The sequence below is a fragment of the Blautia sp. MCC283 genome, from assembly GCF_018785565.1.
Classification (GTDB): domain Bacteria; phylum Bacillota; class Clostridia; order Lachnospirales; family Lachnospiraceae; genus Blautia_A.
Genome location: NZ_WQQB01000028.1, coordinates 1 through 13,205, shown reverse-complemented (window position 1 = coordinate 13,205; position 13,205 = coordinate 1). Strand labels below are relative to the sequence as shown.

At 44.1% G+C, this 13,205-nt stretch carries 14 protein-coding genes and 1 pseudogene; 14 read left to right on the top strand and 1 reads right to left on the bottom strand.

Annotated elements, in window-relative coordinates:
* Positions 1 to 133: 133 nt before the first annotated feature.
* Positions 134 to 601: a TspO/MBR family protein gene (locus GPK81_RS09495; RefSeq protein WP_021976944.1), complete on the top strand. Its 468-nt coding sequence runs from the start codon at positions 134 to 136 to the stop codon at positions 599 to 601.
* A gap of 199 nt (positions 602 to 800) precedes the next feature.
* Positions 801 to 2,213: an amidophosphoribosyltransferase gene (locus tag GPK81_RS09490; protein WP_021976945.1), complete on the top strand. Its 1,413-nt coding sequence runs from the start codon at positions 801 to 803 to the stop codon at positions 2,211 to 2,213.
* 74 nt (positions 2,214 to 2,287) lie between these two features.
* Here the strand turns inward: GPK81_RS09490 and GPK81_RS09485 are convergent, their stop codons facing one another.
* On the bottom strand, positions 2,288 to 2,932 hold the full coding sequence (locus tag GPK81_RS09485) for a fibronectin type III domain-containing protein (RefSeq protein WP_021976946.1): 645 nt from the start codon (positions 2,930 to 2,932) through the stop codon (positions 2,288 to 2,290).
* A gap of 215 nt (positions 2,933 to 3,147) precedes the next feature.
* Here GPK81_RS09485 and GPK81_RS09480 point away from each other — a divergent pair.
* The 12 genes and pseudogenes from GPK81_RS09480 to GPK81_RS18550 form a co-directional block, all read left to right on the top strand.
* Positions 3,148 to 3,342 (top strand): annotated as a pseudogene (locus GPK81_RS09480) (hypothetical protein); the annotation flags it as partial.
* Complete coding sequence (citF, locus tag GPK81_RS09475) at positions 3,309 to 4,841, top strand: citrate lyase subunit alpha (protein ID WP_215707025.1); 1,533 nt, start codon at positions 3,309 to 3,311, stop codon at positions 4,839 to 4,841. The pseudogene GPK81_RS09480 and the gene citF, both read left to right, overlap by 34 nt.
* A gap of 219 nt (positions 4,842 to 5,060) precedes the next feature.
* Entirely contained in the window at positions 5,061 to 5,225 is a 165-nt protein-coding gene (locus GPK81_RS09470) for a hypothetical protein (RefSeq protein ID WP_174087712.1), read from the top strand.
* Between the two features lie 47 nt (positions 5,226 to 5,272).
* Positions 5,273 to 6,148 carry a triphosphoribosyl-dephospho-CoA synthase CitG gene (gene citG, locus GPK81_RS09465; protein WP_215706946.1) on the top strand — a complete coding sequence of 292 codons (876 nt, stop codon included), beginning with the start codon at positions 5,273 to 5,275 and terminating at the stop codon, positions 6,146 to 6,148.
* 11 nt (positions 6,149 to 6,159) lie between these two features.
* Complete coding sequence (locus GPK81_RS09460; protein WP_215706945.1) at positions 6,160 to 7,266, top strand: FUSC family protein; 1,107 nt, start codon at positions 6,160 to 6,162, stop codon at positions 7,264 to 7,266.
* A 109-nt stretch (positions 7,267 to 7,375) separates the two neighbouring features.
* Complete coding sequence (locus GPK81_RS09455; RefSeq protein ID WP_021976954.1) at positions 7,376 to 8,056, top strand: HAD family hydrolase; 681 nt, start codon at positions 7,376 to 7,378, stop codon at positions 8,054 to 8,056.
* Positions 8,053 to 8,856 (top strand): bifunctional hydroxymethylpyrimidine kinase/phosphomethylpyrimidine kinase, encoded by an 804-nt coding sequence (thiD, locus tag GPK81_RS09450; RefSeq protein ID WP_021976955.1) that lies wholly within the window; start codon positions 8,053 to 8,055, stop codon positions 8,854 to 8,856. Before GPK81_RS09455 ends, thiD begins: the two co-directional genes overlap by 4 nt.
* Before the next feature lie 4 nt (positions 8,857 to 8,860).
* On the top strand, positions 8,861 to 10,651 hold the full coding sequence (locus GPK81_RS09445; RefSeq protein ID WP_021976956.1) for an aminopeptidase P family protein: 1,791 nt from the start codon (positions 8,861 to 8,863) through the stop codon (positions 10,649 to 10,651).
* A gap of 131 nt (positions 10,652 to 10,782) precedes the next feature.
* A complete protein-coding gene (locus GPK81_RS09440) occupies positions 10,783 to 11,259 on the top strand; it encodes a hypothetical protein (RefSeq protein ID WP_021976957.1) in 477 nt (158 codons plus the stop codon).
* Positions 11,211 to 11,519 (top strand): hypothetical protein, encoded by a 309-nt coding sequence (locus GPK81_RS09435; RefSeq protein WP_442860744.1) that lies wholly within the window; start codon positions 11,211 to 11,213, stop codon positions 11,517 to 11,519. Before GPK81_RS09440 ends, GPK81_RS09435 begins: the two co-directional genes overlap by 49 nt.
* Before the next feature lie 175 nt (positions 11,520 to 11,694).
* On the top strand, positions 11,695 to 12,693 hold the full coding sequence (gene add, locus GPK81_RS09430; RefSeq protein WP_242997058.1) for an adenosine deaminase: 999 nt from the start codon (positions 11,695 to 11,697) through the stop codon (positions 12,691 to 12,693).
* 9 nt (positions 12,694 to 12,702) lie between these two features.
* Entirely contained in the window at positions 12,703 to 13,083 is a 381-nt protein-coding gene (locus GPK81_RS18550; RefSeq protein WP_334300540.1) for a LysR substrate-binding domain-containing protein, read from the top strand.
* Positions 13,084 to 13,205: the final 122 nt, after the last annotated feature.

The window sequence follows — 13,205 nt, the reverse complement described above, 5'->3', positions numbered from 1 at the left end:
AAACAGTTCTGCATAAAAACAGAGCTGTTTCTTTTTTCTGTGTAATTGTATAGAAACCGGTATTCCGAAATATAATAAACAGAGAAAACGAATGTTGTCCTCAGATTTTCCCAGAGCAGAAAGGAGAATATTTTTGAAAAAAGATACCAGAAAACTGATCACCTGTATTGCAGTGCCCCTGGCAACAGGAGCTGTTTCCGGATTTTTTACCAGAAATGGAATGAAGGTATTTGCAAAATTAAATAAGCCGCCCTTATCACCACCTGGATGGCTGTTCCCTGTTGTATGGACGATCCTTTTTATCATGATGGGAATTGCTTCTTTCCTGATCGCATCCAGACCAAAAAGCAGAGACAGGGACAGGGTTCTTGCCTTGTACGGGATTCAGCTTGCCGTGAATTTCCTGTGGCCGTTTTTCTTCTTTGGAGCGGGATGGTATGGTTTTGCGTTTCTCTGGCTTATTTTTTTGTGGGGACTTGTGTACGGCTGCATCCGTACATTCGGGAAATTTTCCCGGAACGCTGCGTACCTGATGATCCCATATCTGGCATGGCTGACTTTTGCCGGTTACCTGAATCTGTTTATCGCACTCTGGAACTGACGGAACTTCTGTCACATACAGAAAATGTTTTCTGCTTTTATAAATCCGGCTAATATCATTATAATTTATTCTGAAAAAGCAGGAATATCCGCTGAATTGATTGTTATTTTCCGTTCTCTTATGCTATACTGGTAGCGATTATGGATGTACGAACGATGACAGGAATCGTTAACACTATGGAAGCAGAGAGGAGCACATTATGAGCGGATTTTTTGGAGTAGCATCGAAAAGCGACTGCGTACTGGAACTTTTTTACGGAGTGGATTATCATTCTCATCTGGGAACACGCCGCGGCGGTATGGCTGTTTACGGAGAACATGGATTTGACCGTGCCATCCACAACATTGAAAACACACCTTTCCGTACAAAATTTGACGGGGATGTGGGTTCCATGAAGGGAAATATGGGAATCGGATGTATTTCTGATTATGAACCTCAGCCCCTTCTGTTCAGTTCCAGGATTGGAAGCTTTGCCCTTACCTTTGTGGGAAAGATCAACAATTATGATGAACTTCTGCAGCGGATGTATGATACGACCAAGGTACATTTTCAGGAGATGACCAACGGAACTGTCAATGTGACAGAGCTGATCGCTGCCCTGATCTGTGAAAAGGACAATTTTGTGGAGGGTATCCAGTATGTCCAGGGTCTGATCGACGGCTCCATGACGCTGCTTCTCATGACAAAAGACGGAATTTATGCAGCCCGGGACAAGATGGGCAGAACTCCGGTGGAGATTGGCCACAAAGAGGGGTCCTACTGTCTGTCCTTTGAGAGTCATGCCTATATTAATCTGGGTTACGAAGATTATAAGGAACTTGGCCCCGGAGAGATCGTATTTGTAACAGCAGACGGAGTTAAAACTCTGGTTGAGCCTGGAAAGAAAATGAAGATCTGTTCTTTCCTCTGGGTTTACTACGGATATCCGACAGCATCTTATGAAGGTGTAAATGTAGAGGAGATGCGCTATCGCTGCGGAAGCATGCTTGCAAAGAGAGACGGAGATTCTGTTCACCCGGATATTGTAGCAGGTGTTCCGGATTCCGGCATTGCCCATGCCATCGGATATGCAAATGAATCCGGTATTCCTTATGCAAGACCATTCATTAAATATACACCAACCTGGCCGAGATCTTTTATGCCAACCAATCAGAATCAGCGTAACCTCATCGCGAAAATGAAACTGATCCCGGTACGTGCGCTGATCAAGGACAAGAAACTTCTTCTCATTGATGATTCCATTGTACGTGGTACCCAGCTTCGTGAGACAACCGAATTCCTGTACCGTAGCGGTGCGAAGGAAGTTCACGTTCGTCCTGCCTGCCCGCCGATCATGTACGGATGTAAATACTTAAACTTCTCCCGCTCCAAATCCGAGATGGAGCTGATCGCACGTCAGGTCATCGAGAAGAGAGAAGGACCGAACTGTCCGCAGGAAGTCCTGGATGAATATGCAGATCCGCATACAGAGAAATATGAGCAGATGGTGCAGGATATCTGTAAGATGCAGAATTTTACCAGCCTTCGCTATCACAGACTGGACGATCTTCTGGAATCCATTGGAATCGATCCGGATAATATATGTACATATTGTTTCAACGGAAAAGAATAAAAATACACAAAAAAAGCTTCCCTGCCAGAGTTACTTCTGGCAGGGAAGCTTTTTGCTTTCTGAATATCAGTTATTTAGTAATAATAATATCTTGTATACATACGGTAAATGTTATGAGGAAAAGTATATCTTTTTCCTTTATAAACTCTGTATGGCACAACATAGAAATAAGTGTTGCCTGAGGAAGTTAAACTTTTGACTTTTACAGAAGTTGCATTGGCAGATAAAGTTGCATAACGTTTGTAACCGGAATTGGAACTGGTAGATTTATAAACATAATATCCACTGATTCCATAAAGCTTGGACCATTTAACTGTCAATGTTGATGCTGTGCTTGATACAGTAGTTAATGTTCTTGGGGTGCATACAAATGCATCCGAATCGATACTGTAAATTCGCTGTCCATTTACCCATCTGTAGCTGTATACGGATACAAGATAAGCTGTGTTCGCACTTTTGTTTGTATAATAGTTGTTGTTGTACCTTCCACTGAGATGAATGGAAGATGCTTTCTTTTTTCTGCAGTTATAGATCCGAACTTTGTATCCATTTGCATTACTTACAGATTTCCAGCTGAGAGACATACGTCCGCTACTGGTCATCTGTGCACTTCTTAAGGTCGGGATCGCCGGGCGGGTGGCCGCAGAAACCGGAATCGCAGATGAAATAAGCATCATAACTGCAAGCATACAAACCAAAAGTTTTTTGAATTTTTTCATTATTCATACCTCCTTCGTAGTTATGAGAAAATTATAAAATAGTAATGAATTTCTGTCAACATTTCTTTATAAGATTAGTTATTTTTGTCCTTATTTATTTTCACAAAAAGTTATAACAGCATTCATTTTGGCAATTAGTCAGAATGCTTTGGATGCGATACAATAAAATCACGAAGAACAAACATCGTGAAAAAAGAAAAAGGAGCGAATACATTATGGTAAAGTTATATGATGGCGGCGCATATCTGGTAAACGGAACAGAGATCGTACCGGAAGCAGAAGCAGCCAAAGTGGAAGCATTCACTGGAAAAAAAGCAGAGAAATCTGAAGCAAGAAAGGGCACCATGGCTTACGGCATCATGGAGGCACACAACACATCAGGAAACATGGAAAACCTGAAACTGATTTTCAGGGAAATTATTACAAAGATAACACAGAATTTCAGAAACAGGGTCCCATTACAAAAGTAGTGATGAACCATGATACCAGCAAAATGGTAAGTTCCATCCACGAAGCCCTTGTAAAATGTGGCGCTCACGATGGTATGACACTTGGTTTCCACCATCATTTCCGTGATGGAGATCTGGTCGTAAACATGGTTATGCAGGAAGTCCACAATATGGGGATCAAAGATGTTACCATCTGTGCAAGCTCTCTTGGAAAAGCACACGATGCTCTGGTACCGATGATCGAGGATGGAACCATCACAAACATCCAGTCCTCCGGTGTCCGTGGAAAGATCGGTGAAGCCATCTCCGCAGGAAAATTAAAAGGACTTGCCATCATGCGTTCCCATGGCGGACGTATCCGTGCCATCCAGACCGGTGAAACGGTAATCGATATCTCCTTTATCGGAGCGCCGACCTGTGATGATTACGGAAACTGTAAAGGCGTTGGCGGAAAAAGCGACTGTGGTGTCCTTTCCTATTCCTTCGTAGACGGAAACCATGCCAACAAGGTAGTTGCTGTTACAGACTGTCTGGTGCCGTTCCCGAATTATCCGGCAGATATCAACATGACAAAAGTTGATTATGTCTGCGTGGTAGATCAGATTGGTATTCCGGAAAAGATCGCTTCCGGTGCAGCGAAACCAACCACAGATGTGAGAAAGCTGATGATGGCGGATTACTGTACACAGGTTGTTGTAAATACTCCGTATTTCAAAGATGGTTTCGCATATCAGACCGGTGTTGGAGGTGCATCTATCGCATCTGCGGCATCTCTCGGAAAGATCATGAAAGAGCGCGGGATCAAGATGGGATTCGCAGTGGGCAGTATGTCCAAAGGCATGTGTGACCTTCTGGATGAGGGCCTGGTAGGAAAACTTCTGGATACACAGGATTTCGATACTTCCGCAGTAGAATCCGTAAAACGTCCGAACCATCACAGAATCAGTGCTGGCGCTTACGCAAATCCATTTAATAAAGGTGCATTTGTGAACAAACTGGACTATGTAGTCCTTGCCGCACTGGAGATCGATGTAAACTTTAACTGCAACGTTGTTGTGGGTTCTGACGGTGTGATCACAGGTGCACAGGGCGGCCATCCGGATGCAGCCATGGGCGCAAAATGTACCATCGTGATCTCTCCGCTGGTACAGGGACGTATCCCGGCGATCTGCTCCAATGTTACAACCGTTACCACACCAGGTGAATCTGTAGATATTGTTGTCACAGATTACGGTGTTGCGGTAAATCCGGCACGTCAGGATCTTCTGGATGCACTGAAAAAAGCAAACTGCGTACCGTTAAAGACCATTGAGGAACTTCGCGATATCGCATATTCTATCACAGGTGAGCCTGAACCGGTTCAGTTTGGTGACAGAGTTGTAGGTATTATCGAAGGTCGTGACGGCACCATCATGGATGTTGTCCGCCAGGTAAAACCATTTACCTTTAAAGAAGCATAAATCAAATCTATTGTTAACCACCCACAAATTATAAACCTCTCTATGAAAAGAAAGCTCTGCTGCCATGGAGCTTTCTTTTTTTGCACAAAATTTCCCGGGACTTTCCTTTTTGGCATAACAGCATAATGACAGAGAATTAGATTTCGTGGAAGAGCTTTGTTATAGTTATCTTAAGAAGAAAAGCAGCCGGACGAAAAACCGGATAAGGAGGAAATGATCATGATGACAAAAACAGTAAAAAATTACGCAACCGCAAATATCTTTGGACCATACATCTTAAGAATGAGACAGGTTCCGGGACGCAGATGTTCCAACACCCCAAAAGAAAAAGACAGAGAAAGACAGCTGTTTCAGGTGATCGACGATTATGTAGAGCAGGCATAATTCCTGTTCTTCCATAAAACATAAGACTGATAGGGAGGAGTGATCTCATGTATGCAAGAGCGAATGCGGCAGTGCTTACCTCTGCAGAAATAGAACAGTGTATCAAAAGTACGATCCTTGGAGAAGTTTATACCACTCCAAAGCCAGGACTTGTAGATCGTCATGACAATGGTGCTCACCATGATATGAACGTGTATACTTTTGAAAGAAGCGCCGATGCCATCACTCCCTATCTGGCAAAAATGTTTTTTGAAGGATATTTCTGGAAAAGGAATCTCCAGAACCTTTTTCCCAGGATCCGCCGAACAGGAGTGCTGGCAGAAAAAGCCATGTTTCGTGCAACAGGCCAGGTCAACACACATAAAGGACTGATTTTTACCATGGGAATCCTGTCTGCCTGTGCCGGACACTGCTATGCCAGGATCCGCCGGTTTGATACTGCAGAAATCCTTGCTTCTGCCAGCGAAATGACGGAAAAAGCGCTGGAAGCGGATTTCTTTGAAATGAGTCAGAGAACACCGGTAACTCATGGAGAGATCCTTTTTCAGAAATACAAAGAACGTGGAATCCGTGGAGAGGCCCAGAAAGGGTTTCCCATCATTGGAGAAACAGCGCTTCCTCTGATGAGACAGTACCGTGCCATCGGGCTTGATGAGAACCGTTCCAATATCAATGTTCTGCTGCGGATCATGATGGAACTAAAGGATACCAATGTCTGGAGCCGCGGATTCTATGCAGATGTCATATGGATCCAGGAGCAGGCAGAAAAAATCTGGAAACCGGGCGGCGTTTTTTTTGAAACCGGCATGAAAAAGATCGAGAAGCTGAATCAGGAATGCATCCGCAGAAATCTAAGCCCCGACGGCGCGGCGGATCTGCTGGCGGCAACCCTGTTCTTATACCAGCTGGAAAAAATGATATAGGAGAAAAGGATATGGCTGCTGAAAATACTTTCCATTTTCCAAAACCAGGACAGCGGATCGTCCGCTCTGTGATCGCTGTGGCATGCTGCTTCTGTGTGTTTTATCTTCGAAACAGAGAAGGAATCCCGTTTTATTCCGCACTGGCAGTTCTTCAGTGTATCCAGCCCTATCAGGACAGTATGGCTCAGGTGGCAAAAAAAAGAGTCACAGGAACTTTTGTAGGCGCTTTCTGGGGACTGGTGATCATTCTGATCCAGATGTATCTGTTTCACGGAAGTCTTATGGATACCTTTCCCGGATACATGCTGATTTCACTTTTTACGGGAATTGTTATTTACTCTACCGTTGTTCTGAACTGTAAAAATACTGCTTATTTTTCATGCGTGGTGTTTTTAAGTATAACGGTCATGCATATGACAGACGAAAGTCCGTTTCTCTTTGTATTTAACCGTGTACTGGATACCCTGATCGGAGTTGAGATCGCACTGATCGTAAATACCGTGCATCTTCCAAGAAAACGGCAGAAAGATATTCTTTTTGTTTCCGGAATTGATGACACCCTTCTCAATCAGAAATATCAGATGTCAACGTCCCAGGCACAGACGATCTGTGATTTTCTTGACCGGAAAGGAATTTCCTATTTTACAAACTGTGTGGTGGATGATCTTCTGGTGATTTATTATGATCAGCTGATCTCACCTCTTCACCAGGAAGTTTATGAACGGAGACACCGGTCCCCTCATCGCAATTACGTCCAGAAAACCCAGTCGGTATACGAAAACGTGGTATATCTGTATCTTCTGGATAAAAAAGAAATTATGGAAAAACTTTACCGGGAACTGATGGAACAAGAGTGGATCGACAGTTACCGCGTGGCATTTCACGATCCCATCCGATATCCCGGATGTGCCAACATCAAGATCTACATCAAAGATGCTACCCGGGAAAACATGCTCCGAAATTTAAAGGCACTGCTGAATCTGGACAAAGTCATTACATTCGGAAGTGTGGAAGGCAGATACGATGTCTGTATCGAAGATACCGGTAAAGATGAAATGGTAAAAACATTAAAAAAGCTGTACGAACCAGTTGGCCTGGAAAAAGAAACTGTCAGATAACTCCCGGTTGCATTTTGGGGACCTGCGGCTTATAATAAAATGCGGATATATCTTTTGTGGTATATCCGTGTTTTTTATATCATAAAAAATTTTATTCAGGAGGAAAAACATGATTTCTCCCGTAAAAGCCATAATATTTGATGCGGACGGTGTCCTTCTGGACTCTCTTTCTATCTGGAGGGAACTTGGAAAACGATATATTACAGATCTTGGATATCACCCAATTGCGGGAATGGAAGAGATCCTTTTTCCCATGAGTATGGAGCAGGGAGCGGCATGGCTGAAAAGCAGGTTCGCTCTTGGGTTTTCCGAAGAAAAGATCGTGGAGGATCTGAAAGTTCGGATCCAAAACTACTATTTTGAAGAAGTTCCTGCAAAATCAGGTGCCAGAGAACTTTTTCAATATCTTGCTAGCCAGAAAATCCCGGCTGTGGTGGCAACTTCAAGCCCAAAAGAACATATCCGCCGGGCACTAAAGCGAAACGGACTTCTTCCTTTTTTAAAAGAAATTTATACCACCAGTGAGATCGGAGAAAGCAAATATTCTCCGAAGATCTATCTTACAGCAGCGAAAGTGCTGGGAACGGAGCCATCCATGACACTGGTAGTGGAAGATTCTCTCTATGCACTGCAGACCGCAGGAAAAGCAGGATTTCTGACTGCAGGCATCTATGACGCATTGGGAGAACCGGATCAGGAGCAGCTAAAAAAGGACGCACATATCTACTGCCAAAATCTGACAGAGTTACAGAATTATATATTTACAGAAAACGGAGGAAACGAAAAATGAAAACAGCATTAACCATCGCAGGCAGCGATTCCAGCGGAGGCGCAGGGATCCAGGCCGATATCAAAACCATGATGGCAAACGGGGTATACGCCATGAGTGCCATCACCGCACTGACCGCCCAGAATACCACCGGTGTCGCAGCCATCCAGAATGCAACGGCAGAATTTCTTGGTCAGGAGCTGGATAGTATTTTTACAGATATTTTTCCGGATGCAGTAAAGATCGGAATGGTTTCCGAAAGTGATCTGATCCGCATGATCGCCAAAAAGCTCCGGCAGTATCAGGCGAAAAATATCGTAGTGGATCCGGTTATGGTGGCTACCAGCGGTGCAAGGCTGATCAGTGAAGAAGCTGTGGATGTTCTGAAAGAAGAACTGTTTCCTCTTGCGGATCTTCTCACTCCCAATATCCCGGAAACGGAAGTGCTTACCGGACGAAAGATCAGAAACGCCGATGATATGATCGAAGCTGCAAAACAGGTTTCCGAACAGTATCACTGTGCAGTTCTTTGCAAAGGCGGCCATAAGCTTAATGATGCCAATGATCTTCTCTATGAGGATGGAACATATCAGTGGTTTGAGGGAAAAAGGATCGACAATCCCAACACCCACGGAACAGGATGTACTCTTTCCTCGGCCATCGCATCCAACCTTGCAAAAGGATTTTCCATGGTGGAATCTGTAAATCGTGCCAAAGACTATATTTCCGGAGCTCTTGCTGCCATGCTGGATCTCGGAAAAGGAAGCGGTCCTATGGATCATGGTTTTGCAGTAAAGAACAGTTATACAGAGGAGGCATAAGGTTATGACAGTTACAGAACGGATTACCGCTCTTCGAAAACAGATGAAAGAAAAGGGAATCGATGCTTATCTGGTTCCGACCGATGATTTCCACGGTTCCGAGTATGTGGGAGATTATTTTAAATGCAGGAAATATATTACCGGATTTACCGGTTCTGCCGGAACTGCTGTCATCATGCCGGATATGGCGGGACTCTGGACAGACGGAAGATATTTTATCCAGGCCGCACAGCAGTTAGAGGGAACACCGGTTACCCTGTTTAAGATGGGGGAACCGGATGTACCGACGATCCATAAATTTCTGGAAGAAAACCTGAAAGAAGGGATGTGCCTCGGCTTCGACGGCCGTACTGTCAGCGCAGAGGAAGCCGGGAAATTGAAAAAAATCCTTCAGGGAAAACAGGTACGTTTTTCTGTAAATGAGGATCTGATTGGAAATATCTGGGATGACCGTCCGGCACTTTCCTGTGAACCGGTAATGGAATTATCCGAAAAATGGGCTGGAAGATCCAGAGCAGACAAGATCCGGGAAATCCGCAGCAAATTGAAAGAAAAAGACGCAGATCTCTTTGTCCTCACGTCACTGGATGATATTGCGTGGCTTTTGAACATTCGCGGAAATGATATCCACTGCTGCCCGGTAGTGCTTTCCTATCTTGTAATGGATGAGAAAGAAATCCGGTTTTTTGCCAATGAGAGGGCTTTTCCGGATTCTGTAAAAGAAGCTCTGGCCATAGATGGCGTTACCATCTATCCATATGATGATATTTACACTTATGTGCAGACGATCCCTGAATCGAAAAGGGTTTATCTTTCAAAAAGTAATGTAAACAGCCGTCTGGTCAGCAGCATTCCGGATGGAGTAACAATCCTGAATGGAGAAAACCTGTCCCTTCTTCCAAAAGCCATCAAAAATGAGATCGAAGTCCAGAATGAAAAAACAGCCCACATCAAAGACGGCGTGGCAATGGTAAAATTTATCCACTGGCTGAAAAAGAATGTGGGAAAGCAGGAGATCACCGAGCTTTCCGCAGCGGACAAACTCTATGAGTTCCGCTCCGGACAGGAGAACTTCCAGGGGAACAGCTTTGATCCCATTATTGCCTACGGTGCACATGGAGCTATTGTTCATTACAGTGCCACAGAAGAAACCAGTATTCCTCTGAAACCAGAGGGACTGGTTCTGATGGATACCGGCGGCCATTATCTGGAGGGAACCACAGACATCACCCGCACCGTTGTACTTGGCCCGGTTACCCAAAAAGAAAAGAAATATTTCACAGCAGTACTTCGTGGGCACCTGAACCTTGTAGCCGCAAAATTCCGCTATGGCTGTACCGGACTGAATCTGGATGCCCTGGCAAGAGGACCACTCTGGGCTATGGGAGAGGATTACAATCACGGAACCGGTCATGGCGTAGGATATCTTCTCAATGTACACGAAGGTCCTCAGAGCTTCCGCTGGAAAAATCTCGTGGATCGTCCGGCTCCTGTTCTGGAAGAAGGAATGATCACCTCCGATGAACCAGGATACTATGCGGAAAATGAATTTGGTATCCGCCATGAAAACCTTGTGGTCTGCAAAAAGGCCGAAAAAACAGCCTACGGTCAGTTTATGAAATTTGAACCTCTGACGCTGGTACCCTTTGACCTGGAAGGTATAGATCCCGAACAGATGGAAACCGGAGAGCGCACACTGCTCAACCAGTATCATGCCTTTGTATATGAGAAAATTTCTCCGTATCTGGATGAGGATGAAAAAGGCTGGTTAAAAGAAGCCACACAGGCAATATAAACCGGAATGAAATTTTATAGTCTGGAATTAACCTTTATATTTAACAAAAAATCCTTGACCTGAACCTGAGTTTAGTTTGTATCATAAAAGCAGTGAGATTTTTTATGAATATAACACAGGAGGGATTACAAATGGCACACAAAAAAATCGTACCTGGAACAGGTGGAGAACATTACATTCCTTATAAGGACCGTTCCGGAGAAAAATCCACCGTATATTTTACAGAGGATCTTTCCGCAGAGGGACTGAAGAAGATTTTTGAGCGTGTAAGCGGCATCCTTAAGGGTAAGATTGCAGTCAAGCTTCACACAGGAGAGCAGCATGGACCGAATATCATCCCTGCACCGTGGGTAAAAGAACTGATCGCAGATAAGATCCCGGAAGCCCATATCGTAGAGACAAACACCTACTACGAGGGAGACCGTTACACAACGGAGAAGCATCGTGAAACTCTGAAGGTAAATGGCTGGACATTCTGCCCGGTAGATATCCTGGATGAGGACGGAACTGCCAAGTTCCCGGTAAAAGGCGTATTGTATTTATCAACGTTCTTCGAAATATGTCTGTTTCCTGCGACTGTGAGGGTGTTGGAGCAGCACCTGTCGTAACACCGAATATCGGAATCGTGGCATCTACAGATATCCTTGCAGCAGACCAGGCTTCTGTAGATCTTGTGTATGCACTGAAGGATTCTGATCATAAAGATCTGGTAGAGAGGATCGAGACACGTCACGGACTTCGCCAGCTCAGCTATATGAAAGAAATGCACATGGGAAATGACAGATATCATCTTATCAACATTGATGAGGATGATAAAGAGATCCTCTCTGCAGATGCCGTAAAGAATGTAAAACCATTTCAGGGATAAGAATATTTCATAAAATGTGAAGAAGCAGTCAAGCGGATATTCGCAATCCGCTTCGCTACTTGCTTGATTTGGTTAAAACAGAAAAGGGCGCATGTATCCATAAAATGTGGAATTTCATGCGCTCATTTTTGTGTTATAATATAGAAAAATACAAACAGCGAGGTACTTAATGCCTATGAAAACAGAAAACAAAACCAATCACTACATCGATCTACATGCACATCTGGATGGCTGTATTACCGTGGATATTGCAAAAAAACTTGCCGCATTGCAGCAGATCACGCTTCCGGCTGCAACAGACGAGGAACTTCTTTCCCTTCTTTCCGTTCCGGATACCTGCGAAAATCTCAATGATTTTCTGAAATGCTTTGACCTGCCTCTTTCCCTTCTTCAGACAGAAGAAGCACTGGAAGAAGCCGTTTATCTTATCCTTTCTGAAATGAGAAAAGACGGTGTGATCTACGCAGAACTTCGTTTTGCACCACAGTTCCATACACAAAAAGGAATGACCCAGGAAACGGCGATCCAGTCTGCATTACGTGGCCTGAAAAAATCTCCGATTCCAGGCAATCTGATCTTATGCTGCATGCGTGGAAGCTCCAATCAGCAGGAAAATATGGAAACTCTGGACTTGGCTCGCAGATATCTCACAGAGGATGGAGGAGTAGTTGCCGTGGATCTTGCAGGTGCAGAAGCACTTTTTCCAACAGAAAGCTATAAGAATCTTTTTGCGAAAGCAAAAGAGTACAACGTTCCATTTACGATCCATGCAGGTGAAGCCGGCGATGCCGAGGATGTCAAAACAGCCATCCGTATGGGAGCATCCAGGATCGGGCATGGAGTGCGTATCGCAGGAAATGAAGAGGTGATCCAACTTGTAAAAAACAGCGGGATTTTTCTGGAAATGTGTCCCACAAGCAACCGGCAGACCAGGGCAGTGGAAGATATGTTTTCCTATCCGTTGAAAAATTTTCTGGAACAGGGACTTAAGGTAACACTAAATACAGATGATCCTGCCATTGAAAGAACAACCCTTTCCCATGAGTTTCAGTATATGGATTCCCTGTTAAACCTTACAGAGGAACAGAAAAAACAGTTGCTCCTGAATTCCGTGGAAGCAGCATTTACTTCCGGTAAACGAAAAAGGGAGCTGAAAGAACAGTTTCTCTTTTAAAACGGATAAATTTTTTATGAATATATAGCTGCCGGATGTGCTCAGTTTTTTAAGGGAGAAAACAATCTCAGTAACCTGATCAGCCTGGAAAACGGAACCATCTATATCAGTGCAACTGAAACGGCTCTTCACTGTTATCTGTTTGAGGCGGTCCGGGATTTCAATATCCTGTACCCGAATGTACATTTTAAAATTCTGAATAACAGTACGACAGATTCCGTAAATGCTCTGAAAGAGGGCAAAGTAGACCTGGCTGTTGTATCGGCAACCTTGCAGGTAACCCCTCCTCTGAAAATGAAGATCGTAAAAAAATACAGGGACATCCTGATCGGTGGAAACAGATTTGAAAAGCTGAAAAACAGGGAAATTTGTGGGGAAAATTGTGCTTAATGAAATTTACGGAAAGAAAAATCTTCCAGGTTCATGAACTCCTGCGCACGACAAACGCATGAGTAAATAAATTGTGAACACACCCCTTTTCTAGTAAAATAAAAGAAAAAGGGGTGTTATTT

What these genes read in the sequence shown, in the direction of transcription:
- GPK81_RS09490 (WP_021976945.1), top strand. Translation starts at nt 801, where the DNA reads ATGAGCGGATTTTTTGGAGTAGCATCGAAAAGCGACTGCGTACTGGAA.
- GPK81_RS09485 (WP_021976946.1), bottom strand. Translation starts at nt 2,932, where the DNA reads ATGAAAAAATTCAAAAAACTTTTGGTTTGTATGCTTGCAGTTATGATG.
- GPK81_RS09470 (WP_174087712.1), top strand. Translation starts at nt 5,061, where the DNA reads ATGATGACAAAAACAGTAAAAAATTACGCAACCGCAAATATCTTTGGA.
- citG (WP_215706946.1), top strand. Translation starts at nt 5,273, where the DNA reads ATGTATGCAAGAGCGAATGCGGCAGTGCTTACCTCTGCAGAAATAGAA.
- GPK81_RS09460 (WP_215706945.1), top strand. Translation starts at nt 6,160, where the DNA reads ATGGCTGCTGAAAATACTTTCCATTTTCCAAAACCAGGACAGCGGATC.
- GPK81_RS09455 (WP_021976954.1), top strand. Translation starts at nt 7,376, where the DNA reads ATGATTTCTCCCGTAAAAGCCATAATATTTGATGCGGACGGTGTCCTT.
- thiD (WP_021976955.1), top strand. Translation starts at nt 8,053, where the DNA reads ATGAAAACAGCATTAACCATCGCAGGCAGCGATTCCAGCGGAGGCGCA.
- GPK81_RS09445 (WP_021976956.1), top strand. Translation starts at nt 8,861, where the DNA reads ATGACAGTTACAGAACGGATTACCGCTCTTCGAAAACAGATGAAAGAA.
- GPK81_RS09440 (WP_021976957.1), top strand. Translation starts at nt 10,783, where the DNA reads ATGGCACACAAAAAAATCGTACCTGGAACAGGTGGAGAACATTACATT.
- GPK81_RS09435 (WP_442860744.1), top strand. Translation starts at nt 11,211, where the DNA reads ATGTCTGTTTCCTGCGACTGTGAGGGTGTTGGAGCAGCACCTGTCGTA.
- add (WP_242997058.1), top strand. Translation starts at nt 11,695, where the DNA reads ATGAAAACAGAAAACAAAACCAATCACTACATCGATCTACATGCACAT.